This is a genomic window from Flavobacteriales bacterium (genome assembly GCA_016716605.1).
In the GTDB taxonomy this organism is placed as follows: domain Bacteria; phylum Bacteroidota; class Bacteroidia; order Flavobacteriales_F; family PHOS-HE28; genus PHOS-HE28.
Genome location: JADJWA010000001.1, coordinates 3,422,103 through 3,444,499, shown reverse-complemented (window position 1 = coordinate 3,444,499; position 22,397 = coordinate 3,422,103). Strand labels below are relative to the sequence as shown.

Below are 22,397 nucleotides of genomic sequence, written 5' to 3'. Positions count from 1 at the left end.
CCATGAATGCCATCGCCTCCTGGATCCGATCCCGGTCCGCACTGATCATCGCACTGCTCTCGGCCTTCATCTTCGACCGGCTCTTCTTCCAGATGGGCATCGGTTTGAATCTTGCGCTCTTCGCCGTGCTCATGGTGGTGCTCATTGCGCACCGCATCGGGTTGGAGGCCTTGAGTCTGCCAGCGCGCTGGGCGATGCTCGGCACCGTGGTGGCCGCCTTGATGGTAGCGGTCCATGGCAGCGTGATCGCGCCGATCATGGCGGTGCTCGGTTTGATCTGGTCGAGCGCGATGGGCCATGAGCGCACGCTCCGGAGCATCCCGCTCGCCTTCTCGCAAGCCCTCGCGAACTACGTGTCGCTGCCCATTGCCACGCTCGATGGCACCAATGAGCTCCTTCCGAAGCGTGGCGCCGCGCGCACCGGTTGGCGCTGGGCACGGTTGAGCGTGATCCCGTTGCTCGTACTCGCGATCTTCTTCCAGCTTTATCGTGTGGGCAATCCGAAATTCGATCACCTCACGGCCGGATTCCTCGACGGCATCTGGCAGGTAGTCGCTCAGTTCTTCGAGCTGGTATTCACGGCGCATGCCCTTTTCTTCCTCTTCGGCCTCTTCGTCTGCGCGGGAATGCTATTCCGCTTCGCGCCCAAGCTGGTGGCGCAATGGGAAGAGGGGATGAGCGACGCCATGCGCCGGATCCGCGTAAATCGCCCGCATTGGCTCGCGCCGTTGGCGATGGATCCATTGGAGCGCGAGCGCCGTCGCGGGATAGTCCTGTTGGCCCTGGTGAACGTGCTGCTGTTGGTGGTGAATATCATCGACATCGATTGGGTGTGGTTCGGCTTCACCGTGCCTGAGGATTTCAGCCTGAAGCAGTTCGTGCATGAGGGCACATGGGCGCTGATCTTCAGCATCCTGCTGAGCATCGTGGTGGTGCTCTGGTTCTTCCGGGGCAATCAGAACTTCTATTGGCGCAACGCCTGGCTTAAGCGCCTCGCCCTGCTGTGGGTGGTACAGAACGGCATCCTGGCGGTCTCCGTGTTCCTGCGCAACTGGCATTACATCGGTTTCCATGGCCTGGCCTACAAGCGCATCGGCGTGATCGTGTTCCTCGCGCTCGTGCTGGTCGGGCTGGTCACCTTGTTCATCAAGGTGCGCGAGCGGCGCACGCTCTACTACTTGGTGCGGGTGAACACCTGGGCCGCCTTCGCCATGCTGATCGGCCTCACCACGGTCGATTGGGACAGCTTCATCGTGCGCGTGAACCTGAGGCACAGCAACCCGGGCGAGATCGACATCGACAATTACCTCGCGATGAGCGACAAGGTGCTGCCGCTGCTCTATGCCAACATTGGCCTTGTGGAACAGCAGATGGAACGGCACAAGAGCAACCGCGTCCGTTGGGTCGGTCATTTGGAGCCGCAGGCGTTCCGGACTGCCCTTGATGCGAAGCGCGACCGATTCATGGAGCGCATGCAGGCCCAGCACTGGCAGGAGTGGACCTGGTCGGACGCGCGAACACTTAGCTGTCTGAAGGAGAAGGCGGTCGTAGCTGTGCGATGAACGACCTGCGCTACATCCGCCGCTGGCTCGCCTTCTTCATGGTAGCGCTGGTCATCAGCGGGCTCACGGCCGTGCCCTTGGTCTGGCTCACCGGCCTGTTGCAGGCCTGGACCGCGCCGATCGGCGGCGTGGTGCACCAATGGGCTTCGCATGCCGCTGAGGCCGTGGCGCACGTGGATGCCACCTATCCGATCCTCTTCTATGGCACCGACTGGCTGGCCTTCGCGCACGTGGTGATCGGCCTGGCCTTCATTGGCCCTTGGCGCGACCCACTGCGCAACAAGTGGGTGGTGGAGTGGGGACTGTGGTGCTGTGCACTGGTGTTGGTGCTGGCCTTTGCATGGGCGCCCGTGCGCGACATCCCGTTCTTCTGGCGATGCGTCGATGCTTCCTTCGGCGTGTTCGGCGCGGTGCCCTTATGGCTGGTGTTGAAGCGGATCAACAAGCTCGAAAGGGAACAGCGAGCTCAACCATGAATCATCGCCGCCAGCTATTCATCACCTCGCTGCTGCTCGCGCTCGCGTGCGGACTGGCTTTCGCGCCCGATGCCTATTTGCCCATGTTGGCGCGCGCCTTCGCGCTCTGGTGGGCCGTGGCGTTCACGGCAATCTCACTCTTGCTGCTGCTCAAGCGCTGGTGGTGGCCGGCATCGGCCGCGATGCTTGGCTCGCTCATCGTGCTGCAGCTCCTGCAAGTGCCCAGCCAGGACCTGATCGCCCCAAGTGAGAGGCCTCATCTGCGCATTGCTCACTTGAATGTGCTCCAGCCGAATACACGTCGCAGTGCGGTCCTCGCCGAGATCCTCGGGGCCGATGCCGACCTGGTGAGTGTGCAGGAGGTCAGTCCGGAATGGGCGCTGGCGCTGCGCGAGGGCTTGAAATCCGAGTACCCGCACCAGGTGATCGCGCCCCGCACCAATTGCTATGGCATCGCGCTATTCAGCCGCGTGCCCTTGCACCATGCGGAGGTCGTTGTCATGGCCGGGGCTCCGTTCATCGAAGCCGAGGTGGGAACTGAAGCAGGCCCGGTCCGCGTCTTCATCGCGCACGCCACGTCGCCGGGCAGCCCTGGCCAATTCGCGCGGCGCAATGCCCAACTGCGCGCACTTGCCGATCGCATCGCACGGAGCGAATTGCCCACCGTGCTCATCGGCGATCTGAACACCGTGCATTGGGACGATGCCTACCGCAGGCTTTGCGCAGGCAGCGGACTCCGCTCCTTGAATGATCCGGGCATGGCTACGTGGCCATCCATCGGACCGATCGCCTTCATCCCTCTCGATCATGCCTTGGTGCGCGGGCCGTTGCGCGCATCAGCGATCGGCAGTTTCAGTATTCCTGGCAGCGACCACCGCGGGTTGCTCGCCCAACTCCACATCTCCCATGCGCACTGACATCCGCCGCGCATTCGCGTGGATGAGCGCTTTCTACATCGCCATGGCCTTCCTGGAGAGCGCGGTGGTGGTTTATTTGCGCGCACTGTATTACCCAGAGGGCTTCGATTTCCCGCTGGTCCCCATGGATCGATCGCTCATCGGCACCGAGATCGGTCGTGAGCTGGCCACCTTGCTGATGCTGCTTGCGCCAGCCGCATTGATCACAAGGTCGGCCTTGGAGCGCTTCGCCTGGTTCTGTTTCGGCTTCGGCATGTGGGACATCTTCTACTATGCATGGTTGAAGGTGATCCTCGGCTGGCCTTCGAGCCTCCTGAGCCGCGACCTGCTCTTTCTGATTCCAGTGCCTTGGGTGGGGCCGGTGTGGGCGCCGTGCGCGATCTCCTTGGGCCTGATCATACTGGCCTGCGTGATCCTGCTCGGCCGGTCAAGATCCGCTTCCTTCCGGGTCGATGGCCGCTCATGGGCGATGCTGATCACCGGCGCCTTGCTCATGATCATATCATTCACCATCGACCCTTTGATGCGCGTTGAGGGGCTCGACGCCCTCACGAGCGTTACCTCTATGGGCGACGCTGGTGCAAAGGCCCTCATGCAGGGCCGGGACTATATCCCGAATCGCTACCCATGGCCTTGGTTCCTGGCTGGGGCTGCAGTGGCAACCGCAGGAACCATGCGCGCGTCTAGGGGAATTGGTGCCGTGAGGCCTGGGTGAGCGTGTTGAAAATATTGTAACCGGAGGGGACGCAACCCCGTTGAAGCGCTGCGTCATCCCCATGGAAAACAAGACCAAGATGCTCGCCGAGGCCCGCCTCTTCATGCGTTTGGGAGTCCTATCCACGCTGGGTTTCATCTTCTATTACGCGCACCTGTTCTTCGGCCTGTTGCAGAATGTGGTGCTCTTCAAGGTGCTGGCGATCACCTTCCTGCTGGCAACGATCCCCCTGCCGATCATCGCCATTAACAACAAGCTGCTTTTCCCTGAGCTCTCCAAGAGCGGCAAGCAGATCCTGGCGCTGGCCGCAGCCATGCTCCTCGTGCATCACTTCCTCATGACATTCATCTTCGTCATGTTCCTGCGTGGCGAATCGGTGCTGTGAGTTCCGTTCGTGCTGCCCGTAGCTTCACGGCGTGTGCCTCATCGCCTTCGCTTACAAGACGAATCCGCGCTATCCGCTGATCGTGGCCGCGAATCGCGACGAGTTCCTCGATCGGCCCACGGTCCCTGCGCACTTCTGGCCGGACCTGCCCGGGATCCTGGCAGGCCGCGACGGCAAGGCACTGGGCACCTGGGTGGGCATCACCACGAATGGGCGGTTCGCCGCGGTGACCAATTTCCGTGACCTGCGCCGGGCGCCGGTGAATGGGCCATCGCGCGGGCTATTGGTGCGCGACGCCTTGCTCGCAGAGCCGCCTCCTGATCAAGAGCCGATGGACGGGTATAACCTATTGCATGGAACAGTGGAGCACCTCCGATTCCGGTCGAATATCTCTGGTGCGGATGAGCGCATCGCCCCTGGCGTGCATGGCCTCAGCAATGCCTTGCTCAACACGCCTTGGCCCAAAGTGCGTCGCGCTGTGAGCGCCCTCCAGGATGTAGCTGCGATGGAGGAGCCCGGCGTGGAGGCCATATTCAGCATCCTGTCCGATGAACGCAGTGCAAGCGATTCAGAGCTTCCCGACACCGGTCTTGACCTGGAAAGGGAGCGGGCGCTGAGCAGCATACGGATCGCGATGCCGGGCTATGGCACTCACTGCTCAACCGTGATCCTCGTCAGCCATAATGGGGAGGTGCGCTTCGAGGAGCGTACACATGCCACCGGGTTTGCCGTGCGAGAGCGTTTCGTGATCCAGTGATCGCAACATTCGGCACGATGCTCGCGTTGCAGGTTCAGGTCCGGTAAGGGACCAACGGCATATCCGGTCACAAGGGGCGAGGCCCAACGGCGTTTGAAGCCCCCTTCCAGGCCCGTAAGCCAGGAGATCGGAATACCCAGGAACCCGCCCCGTAAGGCGGGTTCCGCCGTTTCAGCGGATCACCTTTACGACCCCATCGGACAGTGCGACGAGCAGGAGCCCGGTCCATTCGCCGGCAAGCACCAGTTCGCTGCTTGTGCCGAACGCGTTGATGAGCGTTCGGCCCTGGGAATCGAACAAGCGCACGGTACCCACAGGGATTCCGTCGTATCGCCGGATGAGGATCCCATCCAGAACCGGGATCACCGAAGCGTTCATCACCGGTAGCACAGCCATGCCATTGGTACCGTCGATGCAAGGTTCATGCACCGCGAAATCGAGCCCGATGGGCAGCGACCACGAGACAGGCCAAGCTTCGGTGCTCTGCCAGCCATCGGCCACAACCATGTACATGGGATTGCCTCCTGCAGGAGGACCGAGCGGATTCACTTCCATCACGTAATTGCCCGGAGGCAGGCAGATCGTGTCGGCATCTGATTGCATCTGATCGGCCAAGTTGAACTGGCCCATGGCGGCCACGATGGGCCCGTTGAAGATTGCCCAGTCATAACTGGCGGTGATCAACGCGCCGCCGAAATTCCCGATGCTGGGGTACAAGGTCACGCAAGGTGGCGGCGGGCACAGGTCGAGCTCCAAGTCCCACGAGCAGGCCATTGCCGTGGTGAAGCCGGTCCACAGTTCCAGCCTGCCATTGAACGGTGAATCAGGCACCTCCACCCCGTCCATCACGCGCATCACATGCCAGCTATCCTCGCCAATGCCGAAGAAGTACACGGCCTCTTTGGCGAGCGTGTCGCCCTGCGCATCGAACAGGATGAAATTGGGGTAGTCGAAGAGCTCGGCCACCGGGTTCGTGTTCATCACATGCACAACGATCGCGGTATCCGAGAACGGGTGCCATTGCACGGACACAAGGTCGAGATTCACGCAAGGGTCTCCTCCGCCCGCAACGGTGAAGAGGTGCTGAGGCGCCGGAGCACCGTCGAGGATCCCGATGGAATTCAATGTGAAAGCGATGGTATGATCGCCAGCGGGCAATTGTCCCAGCAAGATGGTCTCCGTATGGGGCACCAGTACCGTGAGGCCGCCATTGCTTGCCGCGATCACGGTGAGACCCACGATGCCGGCATTCACTTGGGCCGTGGCGCTTACGATGTAGGAGCCGGTGCTGCTGAGGTTTCCGATGAGATGGATGCTTACCTCATCGCTGGTGGTGGGGTTGGCGGGCACCACGGCGATCTGGTCGATGTAGAAGTAGGTCTGGGCCTTCAAGGCCGTGGTGAGCAACAGACCGAAGAGGGTGAGCTTGGTTTTCATGGGTATGCGGTGATGCCATGACGCTGCTGAGGGACCTGCCGCTGCCTCAGGTGATGATCGAGGTGATAAAGGCCGTGAGCCCGATGGAAAGGCCGAGCAGAAGCACATAAACCACGAGGAGGAGCACGGCTGCGGCCACGGTGCGGACCCATGGTCGTTGATAGGCCGTGCGCATCATCCAAGGCAAGGAAGCGAATCCTGAGATGATCGCGATCCGTAAGGCCCAATCGTTAGTGCCGAACGCAGCCATGAACGCCGCATCGAGGAGGCTGGCGCAGAGAAGAAGGATGAAGAAGGCGGAATGGTAATTCAGCGCGAAGACCAGGTGCTCGGTGTAGAAGCGCTTCTGGCGGAGGCAGATCAATTTGAGCAAAAGCGCGAAGAGCGGAACCAGCACGAACATGGCCGTGCTGAAGTTGCGGCGCAGCTGCTGCGTGAATGACCGGCTCGCTGCACCTCCCGCGTGCTGCTCAGCCGCGGTTCGCAGCAGCCGCCGAGTGATGAAGCCGGGCTCGTCGCCGCCAATGGAGATGACACTGTCGAGCACGGCATCGGTGAGCTTGCCATCCCGCGCCAGGCGCGCCAAGGCCTCGTCGAGCGAATCGTTGCCCGCCGTGAGATTCACGCCCTTCACATCATCAGTAGCCGAGTCGCGCCCATTGTCAGGGAGCCAGGCGATTGCCACGAAGTACAAGAGGCTGGTGAATAGGTATAGTCGGAGCGGCGGCACGTAGCGCGCCCGCTTGTTCTCATTGAAATTCCGGGTCGCCAGGCCGGGCGGCCAGAACAGGTCGCGAAACGTGCGCAGCAGCTTGGTGTCGAAGTTGAACAGGCCGCCGAGCAGGTCCATGATGAAATGCCGCACCGGGATCTTGTGCGTGTGGTTCTCTTGGCCGCAACGCGCACAGTAATTGTCCTCTTCGCGCAGGCGCAGCCCGCAGTTGGGGCATTCGGGGCGCTTCTGCCGCTTGCGGGCCATGCCTCAGCTCTTCATGTTCTCGAATTGCAGGGGCAGCTCGAAATCCTGCTGGCGGCACAAGGCCATGACCGCCTGCAGGTCGTCGATCTTCTTGCCGTTCACGCGGATCAGGTCGTCCATGATCTGCGGCTGCACCTTGAGGCCGCTGTCCTTGATGGCCTTCACGATTTTCTTCGCAGTTTCCCGCTCGATGCCCTGCTTCACCTTGATGATGCGGTAGAGCGATTTGCCGCTTGGCACGGGCTCTTCCTTCAAGTCGTAGCTCCGCACATCCACTTTCTGCTTGCCGCTTCGCTCGAGCAGGATGTCCACGATGGCATCGAGCTTCATGTGGTCTTCCGTGCTCAACTTGATCGTGAGTGCCTTCTTGTCGAGTTCCACGGTGCTGTTGGTGCCGCGCAGGTCGTAGCGGTTCTCGATCTCGCGCTTCACCACGTTCACGGCATTGTCGAGCATCTGCAGGTCGACCTTCGAGAGGATGTCCAAGCTGGGCATGGGTTCCGGGTTGCAACGCCAAAGATGCGACAGGCGCAAAAAGCGAGCGGCCGCATCAGAAGATGCAGCCGCTCGTTGCAGGAGTGGAGCGCTTACTTGTTCAGTTGTACGCGGAACTCGGCGGTGCGGCCGTCGTCGTCGGCAACTTTGAACACGTACATGCCATTGGCCAAGCTGGTCATGTCAACCGTGAGCGTGCCATCGCTGCCCACCTGGGCGCGCTGCTCGATCACACTGTTGCCTTTGGCATCGAAGGCGCTCAGGCCGACGGCGCCATTGATGCCCTTGAGCGGGATCCGGACCCAGTGCGCGGTCGGGTTCGGGAAGGGCGTGGCCTCCAGCACCGCTTCTTCATCAATGCCGATCGTCGTGGCATCCACAGCGGCGATGGTGAGGGACGGGGCTCCATCGAGGCCGGTGAAGCCATTGTACCACGTACCGTCTGCGCGGATCATGGAAATGGGCTCGCCCACAATCCCCTGAGTGCGGTCGAAATTGAGCGTGCCGGCCCAACCGTGCCACACGTTGCCGCTGTAACTGTCGAGGCAGAGCAGGTAGCGCGTGTTGTCCACCAAGGTCACGTTCTCGTCGAAGGGCACGTAGATCGGGGTATTGGTGAGGTCACTGGTGAAGGTGTACACGCCGAAGGTGATCGGGGATAGGTCCGTGCCATCAGGGAGTTGGATCGGGTCGGTGACGTTCGCGGTCCATTCGAAGAGGGTGGCCTCCACCAATTCGTCATTGAGCACGGCGGTCGAAGGACGGCTTGCGGTGAACCAGAAGCCCGTGGCTGCCAGCCGTGATGCGTTGGGGTCGCGGAAATGCACGCAAGAGCGCCAGCCGGCCGTGTTATTGGCGGGCACCACGTGCGTGCTGCTCTGGATGGCTTGCGTGGCCGCGTCGCAGATCGCGTACGTGAACTTGTCGTTCACCACGGTCAGGTTGATCGTGCGAGTGTCATTCGAGGTGAACTCGTCGGGCTGGTCTCCAAGTACGCTGTACACGATCTCGTAGCTGCCCGAATAGCTCGACTGGCTGAAGGTGGGCAAGGTCACGTAAAGGCTGTCACCCGAGAGGATGTCGGCGCTTGCCGAGGTCTGGTCGTACACCACGCTGGCCCCAGGTTGCTGGGTGATCACGCAGCGCGCACGTGCATTCGGCATGGTCTGCGCCCCGTAGTTGTGGATGTTCACGCCCAGATCAACGCTATACTCCGCTGCGTTGGTATGGATCACGCTGTGGATCGCGCCTGTGCGAGGCACCAGGATGTCGCCGCCATCGAATCCCAGGTTGTACTGGTAGAAGCCTTGCTGGCTGCCGATGAAGAGCTCCAGGTCGTTGCATGTGAGGATGGCATCGCGCAAGGTGGCACCGGCCTCCTGCGAGATCATCACGGCCGGTATGGTCACATTCGGTCCTACAGCGCCGGCTCCCATCACGACCGGCGCACCGGGCTGGTTATTGATCACCACCACGGCGATGGCTCCAGCATCCTGCGCGTTCATGCTCTTCATGCCGAACTCGCATACTCCGCGGTACACCACGGCGATCTTTCCTGCGATGCTCGCACCATTGACCAGTGCGTTGCAGCCGAGGCTATCCTCAGCGGTGCCGTCATCCACGAAGCAGGCCTGGCCCACGATATTGTTCGCCGGGTCGTTCATGTCGGGCATGGCGCCCCACTGGTTCCAGGTGAATTCGAGCGGCCCTTCCAAGGAGGGCGGTTGCTGCACGTACACGGTGAGCTGCGCGTGCAGGGCGGCAGCGCTGGCGAATACCGCTGCCAGGGTGAGTAAGTTCTTCTTCATGCGTGTGTGGTTTTGGGTTACGGATTGGCGCGCACCGCACTCAGGCACGCAGGGCAATGTTAATCACAACGGTCACAAGTCCAACGGTCCGCCCCGGCACAACGGGGAAGCCATTCTTGCCTGCGAAGAGGGCTGCTGAGCCCCACTTTCGCAGCATGGGCTTCTTCATCCGCCCGATCGCCCGGGGCGAATCGCTCCGTGAGTACCTGCGCGTGCCCAGCCTGGTGAACGACCGCCCGAACCGCGTGCTGCCCTTGTTGGCCGATGAGCGCGCATTCCACGACCCGCGGCGGAACACCAGTTTGGCCAAGTGCCTGGTGGCCCGCTTCATGGCCTGGCAGGACGAGGTTCCGGTCGGAAGGATCATGTGCATCATCCACCCTGGCCACAACGCCGCGCACAAGGAGCATACAGCCCGCTTTTACCAGCTCGATTGCACCAACAGTCCAGCCATTGCGCAGGCCCTCTTGCAGCGCGCCGAAGCTTGGGCTCGCGAACGTCGCATGCTCCGCCTTATCGGGCCATTCGGATTCAGCGACAAGGACCCGCAAGGCTTACAGGTCGAAGGGTTCGAGCACCTGCCGGTGATCGCCACGCCGTCCAATCCGGATTGGATGCCGCCCTTGGTTGAGCGATGCGGCTACCGGAAGCTCATCGATGCTGTCTCCTACCGCGTGGACATTCCGCCAGCGGCCCCCGATCTCCATGAGCGCATCGCGGAGCGCGTTCTGCGCAATGGCCGGTTCCGGCTGCTGCATTTCCGGTCGAAGCGCGAGCTGAACCCGTGGATCGTGCCGGTGCTGCGCTTGGTGAATGAGACGTACACCGCGCTGTTCGGCTTCGAGCCGATGAGCGAGCTGGAGATGCGCGGCTTGGCTGCGCAGTACATGCCCCTGCTCGATCCTGATTTCGTGCGGGTGATCGTCAATGCGCAAGATGAACCAGTTGCCTTCGTGGTGGCTGCGCCGGACATGAGCGAAGGCCTCCGACGCGCGAATGGCCGCCTGCTCCCGCTGGGCTGGTGGCATATCCTGCGTGCCATGAAGAGGAGCAGGCAGCTAGACCTCTTCCTGGGTGCGGTACGCTCGGACCTGCAAGGGCTTGGCCTAACCTGCGTGCTCGGCATCGCGCTGATGAAGGCTGCCCGGCAGCGTGGGCTCACGCACATGGACAGCCATCTGGTGCTGGAGACCAACCATCGCATGCGCGCGGAATTGGAGCGCCTGGGCGGAACGGTCTGGAAGCGCTACCGGATCTACCAGAAGACGTTGTGAGCCGCGGTCGCTAACCTTGCAGCATGGATGTCTCCATCGTCGTTCCCCTGCTCAACGAGCGCGAGTCGCTGCCGATCCTCATCGATCGGTTGCATCGGGTGCTTGGCAGCATGGGCGTGGCTTACGAGGTGATCCTGATCGATGATGGCAGCGCCGATGGCTCCTGGGCGGAGATCCAGAAGGCCTCCAAGGCCGATGCGCGGGTGAAGGGGATCCGCTTCGGGCGGAACTTCGGCAAGAGCCCGGCCCTCAACGAGGGATTCATCGCCGCGCAAGGCGAGGTCGTGATCACCATGGATGCCGACCTCCAGGATGATCCGGATGAGCTGCCCGGGCTGATCCGCATGGTGCACGTGGAAGGATTCGACCTGGTGAGCGGCTGGAAGAAGAAGCGCTTCGATCCGATCAGCAAGACCATCCCCACCAAGCTCTTCAACTGGACCACCCGGCGCGTGAGCGGCGTGAAGCTGCACGACTTCAACTGCGGGCTGAAGGCTTACCGGAAGGAAGTGGTGAAGAGCATCGAGGTCTTCGGCGAGATGCACCGCTACATCCCGTTCATCGCGAAGAAGGAAGGATTCGGCCATATCGGGGAGAAGGTGGTGAAGCACCATCCGCGCAAGTACGGCAAGAGCAAGTTCGGGCTCGATCGCTTCATCAACGGCTTCCTCGACCTGCTCACCATCACCTTCGTGTTCCGCTTCGGGCGCAAGCCCATGCACTTCTTCGGCGCGGTGGGCACGCTCATGTTCGTGGTGGGCCTGCTCAGCGCATGCTGGGTGGTGGGGGAGAAGCTCTACTTCGTTTATGCCCTTGGCAAGGCCGCGCCGCGCGTGAGCGACCAAGGGCTCTTCTTCGTGGCCCTTACGGCCATGGTCATCGGCGTGCAGCTGTTCACCATGGGCTTCGTGGCGGAGCTGGTGCGCCGCTACAGCCCGGAGCGGAACGTGTACCGGGTGAAGGAGCGCGTGGGATTCTGACGCCGCGACGCGGATCATCTTTGACGCATGCCGCGCGCGCGCACCGTGATCACCTTGCTGCTGGTGCTGGCCCTCGCGCGCTACGCGGCGGTGTGCGGCTTCATCCATCCCTTCGCCGACGACCTCAGCTATGCGTCCATCGGCATGCGAACGGAGCTCCTGCCCCGACTGGCCGATGAGCACAGGAACTGGAACGGACGCTGGTGCAGCAATCCGCTCACGCTGCGCGGCCCGCTCGTGCTCGGCGCTGATCCGGGCTTGTGGCTGTACCGTTGCGTGCCCCTGCTGCTGCTCGTGCTCACCTGGACCTGCGCGCGCCGCCTGATCCGCGCAGCGGCTCCCTTGCTCACACGTCGCGATGCCTCCATCGGTGCAGGCTTCTTCCTCTTGCTCTTCCTCCAGCTCATGCCCGATCTCAGCGAGGGCATCTATTGGTACACTGGCGCCGTGAGCTACCTGCTGCCGGGCGCGCTGGTGCTCTGGTTGCTGGCGCTCCACCTTGAGGCCTGGTCCGATCATTGGCGCATCTCCTGGCGCCGCGCCATGGGCATGGGAGCGCTGGCCGTGATCATCGCTGGATTCAATGAGCTGCACATGATGCTGGTGGTCGGTGCGCACATCACGCTGCTGATCATCCGGTGGCGCAAGGACCGCCGCTTGCATGGGCCCCTGCTGCTGGTGACCGCCTTGGCGCTCGCTTCGGGCCTGGTCATGGCCGCCGCGCCGGGTAACGCTGTGCGCGGGGAGCTCTTCCCGCTGCGGCACGACCCATGGCGCACCGCGTCGGGGGCTGCCTTGCAGACCACTCGCTTCGCGCTGGTGTGGCTGTTCTCGCCGGCCCTGCTGCTCTCCAGCGCGCTCTTCCTGGCAAACCTGCGCGCATGGATGCAGGCTTCGACAGGGATCCTTGCGCGGCTTCCCCGGCCCTTGCTAGTCGCGTTCATGCTCGCGGTCATGCTCCTGGCCTGCATGGCCTTGCCTTTCTGGGCCACTGGGCTGCTCGGTCAGCACCGTACCGTGAATGCAGCGTTGCTCGCACTGCTTCCAGGCTGGTTCCTGTTTCTGATTTCGGTGCGGGCGGAGATGTTGCGGCGATCGGGTAGGCCTTGGCCGCCGATGAAGGAGGGCATGCAGCGCTGGGCGCTTGGCCTGCTGCTGATCACCTGCCTGGCCACAGGGAGCGGCGGGCGATTGACCGCCGATCTCTTGAGCGGGAGGCTCGCGCGCTTCGATGTCCAACTTCGGACTCGCTACGAGGACATCGGACAGGCAAGAGCCATGGGCTCGGAGCTGCTCGAGGTACCGGCGCTGGTGGATCCCCCGCGATCACTGCGCTTCCTCGATGCCACGGATGATCCTGAGCACTGGATCAACAGGTCCCTCGCGAATTACCTGCAGGCCGATTCGGTGCGCATCATCGTGCGATGACCAAGCGTTGCGCACCGGCAGCCGTGATGACCAGGTAATAACCCGGCTCGAGGCCATCAGTGGCCAAGGTTGCCGAGCCGGCGCGGATCGCCCCTGAAGCCTGCTCACGGCCCTGCGCATCGATCAGCCGCCAATGGGAGCCGCAATCCTTGGCCTGGCAAGAGAAACGCACGAGAGCATCGGCTGGGTTCGGCGCGATGGAACACGCATCGGGGTTCAACAGATCCGGGACCTCCGTGCTCATTTGATGGAGCCATCGCATCGCGTCGAGGATATGCTCCCGGAAGATCGCGTCATCAGTATAGTTGGAGAGAGCATGGCCCAGCGCCGTATAGAAGACGCCGCTCCCGGAAGGCAGCTCGCGGTACCAGCTCATCGGGCGAGGCGCATCGTAGCTGTTCACCAGGCCGTTCGGGCCAAGGGTCTCCTCCACGCGCAGCACCTCCGCGTTGTCCGGCCCGAAATAGCCGCCCTCCCAGTAGTAGTACTCCTCGTTCTTCAGCCAAGGGTCGGGCACGTCGTCGGTGGAAGGATGCGCATCGGCATGCGAGAGCGCGTACTGCGGGGTACCGTCCACGTGATTCGGATTCTCCTGCACGCTGGCGCCGATCAGTTCCGCGTAGAAATCCCACGTGCCCGTGTTGCCGCCATTGGCCGTGCTATGACGGTAGGTGTCGGTGGCGGCATGGATGCCCAGCACGCTCCCGCCGTTGGCCACCCAGATCTCGAAGTTGGCCCGTTGCGGCGCGCTGAGGATGTTGTTGCCGCTGGTGTTGCTGAATACGATGATGCTGTACTGGCTGAGCGTTGCTGGGTCGCTGAACGGGTCGCCGGTGGCGTCGTCATCCACTTCAAGGCCCAATTCCAAGCCGATGGTTTGGAACATCGCGAAAGAGGCCGCGCGCGTGTTGTGATCGTAGCCGGAAGTCTTCGTGAAATGAAGTACCCGGTTCTGGGCCGGGAGGGTGAAGGCCTGGATCAGGCCTGCAACGAGCAACGCACGCATGGCCGAAGGTATTCCCTCAGCGATCGAACCCGGGAGCCAATGCCGTGTACCGCATGTGCAAATCGCCCTTCTTCCGCATCTCAGCGGAAAGGCCCAAACGCACTAGCCATGAAAAAGCATCTCTTCGTCATCGCCGCACTTGCCGGCGCAGCAGGCATCGCGGCCCTGTTGGTCTCCTTCAGAACGGCAGGTACGCCGGACTCAGTCCGGGCCGGAACCGATCCGGTATGCTGCCACGCGCCCAAGCCCAAGCCCAAGGGCTGCGTGTTCATGACGGTGTATGAAGGCGACGGCCTCGATAGCGCCTTCGCGCTGAAGGCCCCGACCGCTGTGCTGCAGAGCGAGCAGCGCGCGTTGAGCTGGCTGGTGAAGGCACAGGCCAGCGATGGCGGCTACGGTGCGGGGACGCATTCGCGGCAGGACATCACCGATCCGCATGCCGTGAGCACGGATCCGGCAACCTCGGCCATGGTGGCCATGGCCGTCATGCGCATGGGCAGCACGCTCGATGATGGTCCGTACGCCCAGCAGCTCTCTCGCGTGACGGAGTACCTGCTCAAGCAAGTGGAATCTGCGCCGAAGAACTCGATCAACATCACGCAGCTGCAGGGCACGCAGATCCAGGCAAAGCTCGGCGCCAACATCGATGTCGCCTTGACCGCGCAATTCCTGAGCAATCTTGTGGCCAAGCTCGACGAGCAGCACCCGAAGCGCCTCCGGTGCATGCGCGCGCTGAACACTTGCGTGGACATGATCCAGCGCGGGCAGAACGCTGACGGCAGCCAGCGCGGCGATGGCTGGGCGGGCGTGCTGCAGAGCAGCTTCGCAGCTAGTGCCTTGGAGAGCGCCAAGTCGCAAGGCGCCGTGGTGGACGACGAATCGCTCAAGCTCGCGCGCGACTTCCAGAAGAGCAACTTCGACGCCGGCAAAGGCACCGTGGCCACGGAACGCGCGGCGGGCGTGACCCTTTACGCCGTGAGCGGCAGCACGCGCAACAGCGCCGCTGAGGCACGCGAGTTGAATGAGGTGGTGATCCAGGCGAAGAAGGAAGGGCGCATCGCCAAGAATGCGCCTATGACCGTTGAGACCTTGGAGAAGGCCGGCGTGTCGCGCAGCGAGGCCGAGCGGCTGAATACCGCCTATCAGGTGTATGAATCCGCCAAGCAGCAGGCGCAGCGTGAAGATGTGATCAGCGGATTCGGCAACAACGGAGGCGAGGAGTTCCTCAGCTTCCTGCAGACGGGTGAGTCGCTGGTGATCGCCAAGGACAACGGCTGGAAGAACTGGTACCAGCAGACCACCGGCCGCCTGGTGAGCATCCAGAATCAGGATGGCAGCTGGAACGGACACCACTGCATCACCAGCCCGGTCTTCTGCACGGCCACATCGCTGTTGATCCTCAGCATCAACAACGACATCGAGCACCTGCTCGCACAAGGCGCGGTCAAGTACAAGTCAAAATAGCCCGATCCACGAGCGGCTGTCTGGTGGTGGCTGCGGTGGATGGGAAAGGGGAGGGGTCCGGACCTTTGCGCCGGACCTTTCTCCATTCACCTCTTGCGATTCATCCAACGCATGCTCTGGATACTGCTCGGCCTTCTGGCTGCTTTGGGCCTCGCCCTATTGCTCTACTTCTCCTTCGCTCCGCGCATCGGCGCCAATCCCGTAGGCGGGCGCTTGGAGCGCATCAAGCTCTCTCCCAATCAGGTTGATGGCAAGTTCCAGAACCTGATGGAGACGGATATGGACATGCCCATTGGCACTATGCTCGGTGTGTTGTGGGAATTCGCGAAGGGCGGCAAAGGGCGCGAGCCGATGGATTCAATCCCAACCGTTGAGTTCGATCCGGCAGCATGGGCGGCGGTGCTCGACAGCGCGATCGCCATTTGCTGGTTCGGCCATTCGTCGCTGCTCATCAAGGTTGATGGCATCACCTTCCTCACGGACCCGGTGTTCGGCGAGCGTGCCAGCACCTTCAGCTTCGCCGGGCCCAAGCGCTTCAACTACCAGCAGCACATGCGGGTTGATCTTTTGCCGCAGGTCGATGTGGTGCTGCTCTCGCACGATCACTACGACCACCTCGACCATGAAACCATCCTTCAATTGAAGGATAAGCACTTCATCGCGCCGCTCGGCGTGGGCGCGCACCTGGAGCATTGGGGCGTGCCCGCTGGTTCCATCACCGAGAAGGATTGGTGGGAGGGCGTGGCGCTGGGGTCGGTGAAGCTCACGCTTGCGCCGTCGCGCCACTTCAGCGGACGGGGCATGACCAATCGCTTCAGCACGCTTTGGGGCTCATGGGTGATCGAGGGCGAGCGGAAGAAGGTCTATTTCGGCGCGGACTCCGGCTATTCCCCCACCTTCAAGGAAGTGGGTGAGCGCTTCGGGCCGTTCGATCTGGCCTTGCTCGAATGCGGTGCCTACAACGAGCGCTGGTCCAATATCCACATGATGCCCGAGGAGACCGCTCAAGCCGCCTTGGATGTGAAGGCGAAGGTGCTCATGCCCATCCACTGGGGCAAGTTCAGCCTGGCCATGCACGCGTGGAAGGAGCCCATCGAACGGGTCTCGGCCAAGGCTGCGGAGCACGGCGTCAAGTTGCTCACGCCGCGCATCGGCCGCATCGTGAATGGGCCCGACCTGAACCTGAGCGAGCGCTGGTGGGAGGAGGTGCGCTAAAGCGAAACGCCGCTCCGGGGAGCGGCGCTTCAATACCCAAGGAAAGGTGGCTCAATGTGCGATCACAACGCGCTGCTCGGTAAGCAGGTCCCCTCGCTGATCCGTCAGGCGCAGCACATAGGCGCCGGCAGGCACCGCAGCAACATCCAAACGGCCATCAGTGGCCATGATCTGGCGAAGGATTTCGCGGCCTTGCGCATCGAAGAGCTGCGCCACCGCGCCTCCTATGGCGCCTTCCATGATCAAGAAGCGATCGGCCGGGTTCGGGAAGACAAGCACCTGGGGCACAGGCTCAGCATCGGCTACATCGGTATTCACTTCCACCACGATCCGACCCTTCATGCCCATGCTGGCGTGCGGAACGCACACGTAGTAGTAGGTGCCTGGCGTGTTGAGCGTGAGCTGGTGCGTGCCTGCGTTGAAGTTGAATCCGCCTCCGAGCGGCGTGTTGCCGTTGGCATTCCACGTGGCCTCACTCACCTGTGTGAACGTGTGCGGAGCGCCAATATTGATCGTGATCTCCGTCCCAGCCTGTACGGTGAGCAGGTTGGGGTTGAAGGTGAAGTTCGACTGGTTGATGACCTGCGATTGCACCATGAAGGCTGGAAGCAGGAGCAACGAAGCGGCGAGTGTTCTCATGAAGGGATCGGTGTTTGGTGCATTAGACACGGCAAGCACATGATTCGTTGCCGCGATGGCGAAATTGCGAATCCCTGGGCAAGATCCGACGGCATCCTCGGAGCCCCGCGTCCCTTGCGCTCGGCATGGATCCGTTCGCATCAAGACATGCGGTAGGCCGTGCGGATTCGAAGGCCCAATCATTCCGACTCGTAGGGATTCGGACTTGATCACGCCATGGCGTAAAGGATGGCACCTATCACCCAGGTGAGCAGGAAGACGATGTAGGCCATTCGCAGCGGCCTGTACTTGGAGCGTGCGATATAGAGGCCGTGCGAGTGCAGTTCGTCCAGGATCGCATCGTGCGTGCGCGGGGGCGACGAGAGCACCATGTGCATGCGTTGCTTGTAATCCTCCGGAGTAAGGGTGATGAAGGAAGTGAAGAAGAGCAGATTGAAGCCTTTGGGCAAAGGACCGTTCTCTTTGATCCGCTGCTTCATCGATGGTGCCTTGGGCAGGGTGGCGTACGCGCAGAGCAGAATGGTGACCAACGCGCCGATCACCATGACCCAATAGTGGGCTTTGGGTCCTGTGAGCGCATGGTCGCTCACCTTACTAAGGGCGAACTGCAGCAGAACTGCGCTCAGTGTGAGCATCAGGTTCGCCTTCAGGTCGCTCATCTGGCTGATGGCCATCAGGTTCACCCGGCTCTGGATCAGCAGATAATCTCGATGGTCCGCCGTATAGGGGTCCACATCCTCGTAGCGCACCGGGGGCAGCTTGGGGGTCTCCTGCTTCTCGATAACCGGCGGCACTTGCCTTTGCTCTTCTTCCATGGTGGCCAAGGTATCAATGGCCGTGCAGCGGGGTCCCCAAGGTCGGGAGCGCTGGAGGTGCCAAATCCACTGCAAGCATCAAGCTCAGGCTACGCACCCATCTTTGCCGCTCATGGCTACACACCTCGTCACCGGCGGCTGCGGCTTCGTGGGCCGCAACATGGTCAAGCGCCTTTATGCCCAAGGGGCCAAAGTGCTCTTCATCGACGACCTCAGCGTGGGCACCCACCCCGACACCTGGATCGGCAAGCCGCTCAACTTCGAGCACCGGGAGCTGCGCATCTACGGCGACGATGAGCGCCTGCTCTTCATCCAGGCCGACCTGCGCGATGTGCTGCGCGAACTGAACAAGGACCCGCAATATTTCCAGAAGCGTTATGGCCTCAATGTGGCCCTATTCGACGACATCTTCCACTTCGCGGCCATCGTAGGCGGGCGCAGCAAGATCGATGGCGACCCCATGCTCGTAGCGCAGGACCTCAGCATCGATGCCGAGATGTTCCTCTATGTCTGCCGCAACAAACCGCGCCGATTCCTCTACCCCAGCAGCAGCGCCGCATACCCCATCGACCTGCAGACCGAGAGCAACACGCTTCAGCTGAAGGAAAGCGACATCGACTTCAGGCGGATGGGCGAGCCTGACATGACCTATGGCTGGAGCAAGCTCACCGGCGAGTTCCTGGCGAAGATCGCGGCCAGCCACTACGGCGTGCACGTCACCTGCATCCGCCCCTTCAGCGGATATGGAGAGGATCAGGACCTCAGCTACCCCGTGCCCGCTATCGCCGCGCGCGCTGCGAAAAAGGAGAACCCGTTCGAGGTCTGGGGCACCGGCAAACAAGGCCGTGACTTCGTCCACATCGACGACGTGCTCGACCTCACGCTCCTGGCCATGGATAAGATCAGCGACGGCCGCGCCATCAACATCGGCATGGGCAGGCTCACCAGCTTCCTGGAACTGATCGAGGTCTTCACCGGCTTCGCTGGCTACAAGCCCACCATCAAGCCCTTGCTTGACAAACCCGTTGGTGTTCACAGCCGCTACTGCGACATGACGTGGGTGGAGGAGAACCTGGGGTGGAAGGCGAAGATCTCCATTGAAGAAGGGATGCGGAGGGTGTATGAGGCGGCGATGAAGAAGATCTGATCGCAGGTGAATGGAATTTGGCGAATGGTGAATGGAAAATGCCGCATGCCAAAGAGCCGCTCCAGTCGCCACTGACCATTCGCCATTTGCCCCGATGAATTCCCCGCACATTATCTGCTTCGGCCCAGGCCCCAAGTTCAAAGGCGGCATCGCGCAGTACAACACGGCGTTAGCGCGTTCGCTGAAGGATGAGGGCGCGCAGGTCACCATCGTCAGCTGGACGCAGCAGTATCCCGCGATCATCCCGCGCGAGTTCGTGGACAAGGCCAGCCGCAGCGACTTCCTGGAGGGCTACGACATCCAGGTGCATTACCTCACCAACTGGAACGCTCCCGGCACTTGGTGGAAGACCGCGAAGGCCATCACCGCACTGAATCCGGACAAGGTGATCATCCAGTGGTACAACCCCACGCAGGGCATCCCGCTCAATACCATCGCGAAGTACCTGCGCAAGCACACGCAAGCCGAGATCCTCTTCGACCTGCACTTCGTGGCTGCCAAGGAACAAAGCAGCCTCGACGCGCGGCTCACGCGCATGGCCCTTCGGCACGGGCACAGCTTCATCGTTCACGCGTACAAGACGGCGGAGGAACTGAAGGCGCTTATGCCAGAGACGAAGTTCGATATGACGTTGGATGGGCGCTCGGAGGCGCGGTCTTTGGTCCAAGGTCCCAGGTCTATGGCAGGAACTGGCCATGGACCTGGGACCAAAGACCTGGGACCAAAGGCCATCCTCAAGCTCTACCACCCCATCTACTCCCTTTTCAAGCCCGATCCATCCTTCGACAAGGAATCCTGGAAAGCGCAGCACGGATTACGCAAGCACGTCTACCTCTTCTTTGGCTTCATCCGCAAGTACAAAGGGCTTCATTACTGCATCGAGGCTTTTTCGGAACTGGCCAAGCAGCGCGATGACGTGAGTTTGATGATCGTTGGGGAGCGCTTCTGGCACACGGTGGATCAAAGCAAGCTCAGCACGAAGCTGAAGAACGCCGTATTCGGCACACTGAAGAAGCTCTTCTTGAAGAAATCCGACGACGAGCGCAACTACGATCCCTTGGCGATGATCGAGAAGTTGGGGTTGAAGGACCGTACGCTGGTGGTGGACCGCTTCATCCCGAATGAGGAGGTGCCGCCCTATTTCCAAGTGGCGGATACCATCGTGCTCTTCTATGAGACCGCGACGCCCAGCGGCGTGGAGAGCCTCAGCTACAACTTCAAGCTGCCTGCCGTGGCCACGCGCGTGGGGCATTTCCCTGAGACCATCACCGACGGCTTCAATGGCTACCTCGCCGATCCGAAGGACGTCGCCGACATGGTGCGTGTGATGAAGGCCAGCATTGAGAGGCCAATTCCCCGAGAGAACGTGGTGGAGGCCACGAAGACGATGAGCTGGGCGAACTACGCGAAGGCAGTGCTGGCGGGCTAGAGATGAGGTGAGGCTTTGAGGTCCAATCCCAGCCTGCGGCCCGTCTCGACCATCAGTGCCCAGGCCTGCTCACGTTCATTTTGGATCTGTCCATCGAGGATCGCATCCTTGATCACCGTCTTGATGTCGCCGATGAGCTTGCAGGGCGGGATGTTGAATGCCCGCATGATGTCCTCGCCGGTGATGGGCGGCTGGAAATTGCGCACGCGGTCCTTCTCCTCCACGTCCTTGAGCTTCTGGATCACGAGCTCGTAGTTGCGCAGGTAGCGGTCCTTCTTCTTCTCGTTCTTGCTGGTGATGTCGGCGCGGCAGAGGATCATGAGCGCGTCGATGTCGTCACCAGCGTCGAAGAGCAGTCGGCGGATGGCGCTGTCGGTGACCTCTTCCTTGGTGAGGGCGATGGGCCGCAGGTGGAGCGCCACGAGCTTCTGCACGAACTTCATCTGCTCATCCAGGGGGAGCTTCAGGCGGCGGAAGATCTTGGGCACCATGCGTGCGCCTTTGTCCTCGTGCCCGTGGAAGGTCCAGCCATGACCGGGCTCGAAGCGCTTGGTGGCGGGCTTGGCGATGTCGTGCAGGATGGCGGCCCAGCGCAGCCAGAGGTCGTTGCTCTTCGCGCAGACGTTGTCGAGCACCTGCAGCGTATGGTAGAAGTTGTCCTTGTGGCCGATGCCGAATTTCTCCTCGGCGCCTGCGAGCTCCAGGAATTCGGGGAAGAACTCCGCCAGCAGGCCGCTCTCGCGAAGGAGGATGAAGCCTTGGCTCGGGCTGTCGCAGCCGATGATCTTGTTCAGCTCGCTGTGGATGCGCTCGGCGCTGATGATCTCCAATCGCTTCGCGTTCCGCTTGATCGCCTCGAAGGTGATGGGGTCGATGGTGAAGCCGAGCTGATTGGCGAAGCGCACGGCCCGCAGCATGCGCAACGGATCGTCACTGAAGGTAATGTCCGGATCGAGCGGTGTGCGCAGCAGTCCTTGGTCGAGATGAAGGATGCCGCCGAAGGGATCCACCAGCGCGCCGAGGCTCCCTTGGTTAAGTGAGATGGCCAGCGCGTTGATGGTGAAATCGCGGCGCTCCTGATCGTCCTGGATGCTGCCCGGCTCCACTTCGGGCTTGCGGCTATTGCGGCTGTAGCTCTCCTTGCGAGCGCCCACGAACTCCACCTGGTGGTCGCCGAACATGAACATCGCTGTCCCGAAATTCTTGAAGGCATGCACCTGCCCGGCATCGAGGCGCTGCGCCACGGCCTCGGCGAACGCCATCCCATCGCCCTCTACCACGAAGTCGATGTCCTTGCATGGACGGCCGATGAGTCTGTCCCGCACATAACCGCCAATCGCGAAAGCGGGAATGTCCTGATGCGCTGCTTCCGCCGCCACCGCTGCGAAGAGCGGTTCGACCGTGACGCCATCGAGACGTTCGGGATCAACGGTGTATTTGCGCCCGGTAGGCATCGGGCGGCGAAAGTA

General features: G+C 61.9%; 21 protein-coding genes. 13 read left to right on the top strand and 8 right to left on the bottom strand.

Translation table 11 applies throughout. The features are described 5' to 3' along the window. Positions 1–2 precede the first annotated feature (2 nt). From IPM12_14010 to IPM12_13985, 6 genes are all read left to right on the top strand, one after another. Positions 3–1,562: a DUF4173 domain-containing protein gene (locus tag IPM12_14010; GenBank protein ID MBK9148919.1), complete on the top strand. Its 1,560-nt coding sequence runs from the start codon at positions 3–5 to the stop codon at positions 1,560–1,562. Further along, positions 1,559–2,038 (top strand): hypothetical protein, encoded by a 480-nt coding sequence (locus IPM12_14005; GenBank protein MBK9148918.1) that lies wholly within the window; start codon positions 1,559–1,561, stop codon positions 2,036–2,038. The genes IPM12_14010 and IPM12_14005 overlap by 4 nt, the downstream gene beginning before the upstream one ends. Further along, a complete protein-coding gene (locus IPM12_14000) occupies positions 2,035–2,955 on the top strand; it encodes an endonuclease/exonuclease/phosphatase family protein (GenBank protein ID MBK9148917.1) in 921 nt (306 codons plus the stop codon). Before IPM12_14005 ends, IPM12_14000 begins: the two co-directional genes overlap by 4 nt. Continuing rightward, positions 2,945–3,670, top strand: coding sequence for a hypothetical protein (locus IPM12_13995; protein MBK9148916.1), 726 nt, complete (start codon positions 2,945–2,947; stop codon positions 3,668–3,670). Before IPM12_14000 ends, IPM12_13995 begins: the two co-directional genes overlap by 11 nt. 61 nt (positions 3,671–3,731) lie before the next feature. After that, positions 3,732–4,055 carry a hypothetical protein gene (locus IPM12_13990; GenBank protein ID MBK9148915.1) on the top strand — a complete coding sequence of 108 codons (324 nt, stop codon included), beginning with the start codon at positions 3,732–3,734 and terminating at the stop codon, positions 4,053–4,055. A 31-nt stretch (positions 4,056–4,086) separates the two neighbouring features. Continuing rightward, on the top strand, positions 4,087–4,812 hold the full coding sequence (locus IPM12_13985; protein MBK9148914.1) for an NRDE family protein: 726 nt from the start codon (positions 4,087–4,089) through the stop codon (positions 4,810–4,812). A gap of 171 nt (positions 4,813–4,983) precedes the next feature. Here the strand turns inward: IPM12_13985 and IPM12_13980 are convergent, their stop codons facing one another. From IPM12_13980 to IPM12_13965, 4 genes are all read right to left on the bottom strand, one after another. Then, positions 4,984–6,249, bottom strand: coding sequence for a hypothetical protein (locus IPM12_13980; protein ID MBK9148913.1), 1,266 nt, complete (start codon positions 6,247–6,249; stop codon positions 4,984–4,986). A 46-nt stretch (positions 6,250–6,295) separates the two neighbouring features. Continuing rightward, a complete protein-coding gene (locus IPM12_13975) occupies positions 6,296–7,228 on the bottom strand; it encodes a DUF3667 domain-containing protein (GenBank protein ID MBK9148912.1) in 933 nt (310 codons plus the stop codon). Between the two features lie 3 nt (positions 7,229–7,231). Beyond that, positions 7,232–7,723 (bottom strand): YajQ family cyclic di-GMP-binding protein, encoded by a 492-nt coding sequence (locus IPM12_13970; protein ID MBK9148911.1) that lies wholly within the window; start codon positions 7,721–7,723, stop codon positions 7,232–7,234. A 92-nt stretch (positions 7,724–7,815) separates the two neighbouring features. Next, the gene (locus IPM12_13965) at positions 7,816–9,531 is read right to left on the bottom strand and encodes a hypothetical protein (protein MBK9148910.1); all 1,716 of its coding nucleotides are present in this window, start codon (positions 9,529–9,531) and stop codon (positions 7,816–7,818) included. A gap of 155 nt (positions 9,532–9,686) precedes the next feature. On the opposite strand from IPM12_13965, the gene IPM12_13960 reads away from it, so the two are divergent. Genes IPM12_13960 through IPM12_13950 form a run of 3 tightly spaced genes read left to right on the top strand, consistent with a single transcriptional unit; the run spans position 9,687 to position 13,213 of the window. Continuing rightward, a complete protein-coding gene (locus IPM12_13960; GenBank protein MBK9148909.1) occupies positions 9,687–10,805 on the top strand; it encodes a hypothetical protein in 1,119 nt (372 codons plus the stop codon). Between the two features lie 23 nt (positions 10,806–10,828). After that, positions 10,829–11,785: a glycosyltransferase family 2 protein gene (locus tag IPM12_13955; protein ID MBK9148908.1), complete on the top strand. Its 957-nt coding sequence runs from the start codon at positions 10,829–10,831 to the stop codon at positions 11,783–11,785. Between the two features lie 27 nt (positions 11,786–11,812). Continuing rightward, a complete protein-coding gene (locus IPM12_13950; GenBank protein ID MBK9148907.1) occupies positions 11,813–13,213 on the top strand; it encodes a hypothetical protein in 1,401 nt (466 codons plus the stop codon). Here the strand turns inward: IPM12_13950 and IPM12_13945 are convergent. Beyond that, positions 13,200–14,219: a ThuA domain-containing protein gene (locus IPM12_13945; GenBank protein MBK9148906.1), complete on the bottom strand. Its 1,020-nt coding sequence runs from the start codon at positions 14,217–14,219 to the stop codon at positions 13,200–13,202. The genes IPM12_13950 and IPM12_13945 overlap by 14 nt on opposite strands. A gap of 108 nt (positions 14,220–14,327) precedes the next feature. Here IPM12_13945 and IPM12_13940 point away from each other — a divergent pair, with 108 nt between their 5' ends. Both IPM12_13940 and IPM12_13935 read left to right on the top strand, forming a co-directional pair. Continuing rightward, on the top strand, positions 14,328–15,683 hold the full coding sequence (locus IPM12_13940; protein ID MBK9148905.1) for a hypothetical protein: 1,356 nt from the start codon (positions 14,328–14,330) through the stop codon (positions 15,681–15,683). Between the two features lie 39 nt (positions 15,684–15,722). After that, positions 15,723–16,898 (top strand): MBL fold metallo-hydrolase, encoded by a 1,176-nt coding sequence (locus IPM12_13935; GenBank protein ID MBK9148904.1) that lies wholly within the window; start codon positions 15,723–15,725, stop codon positions 16,896–16,898. Positions 16,899–16,949: 51 nt separating this feature from the next. On the opposite strand, the gene IPM12_13930 is transcribed toward IPM12_13935, so the two are convergent. Together IPM12_13930 and IPM12_13925 are read right to left on the bottom strand one after the other, a co-directional pair. Then, on the bottom strand, positions 16,950–17,537 hold the full coding sequence (locus IPM12_13930) for a T9SS type A sorting domain-containing protein (GenBank protein MBK9148903.1): 588 nt from the start codon (positions 17,535–17,537) through the stop codon (positions 16,950–16,952). Between the two features lie 209 nt (positions 17,538–17,746). Then, positions 17,747–18,352, bottom strand: a complete 606-nt coding sequence (locus IPM12_13925; protein MBK9148902.1) for a hypothetical protein — start codon at positions 18,350–18,352, stop codon at positions 17,747–17,749. A 112-nt stretch (positions 18,353–18,464) separates the two neighbouring features. Between IPM12_13925 and IPM12_13920 the strand changes: the two genes are divergently transcribed. Next, positions 18,465–19,499: an NAD-dependent epimerase/dehydratase family protein gene (locus IPM12_13920; protein ID MBK9148901.1), complete on the top strand. Its 1,035-nt coding sequence runs from the start codon at positions 18,465–18,467 to the stop codon at positions 19,497–19,499. A 94-nt stretch (positions 19,500–19,593) separates the two neighbouring features. Beyond that, the gene (locus tag IPM12_13915; GenBank protein MBK9148900.1) at positions 19,594–20,928 is read left to right on the top strand and encodes a glycosyltransferase; all 1,335 of its coding nucleotides are present in this window, start codon (positions 19,594–19,596) and stop codon (positions 20,926–20,928) included. On the opposite strand, the gene IPM12_13910 is transcribed toward IPM12_13915, so the two are convergent. Beyond that, positions 20,925–22,382: an HD domain-containing protein gene (locus IPM12_13910; protein ID MBK9148899.1), complete on the bottom strand. Its 1,458-nt coding sequence runs from the start codon at positions 22,380–22,382 to the stop codon at positions 20,925–20,927. The genes IPM12_13915 and IPM12_13910 overlap by 4 nt on opposite strands. Between the last annotated feature and the right edge of the window lie 15 nt (positions 22,383–22,397).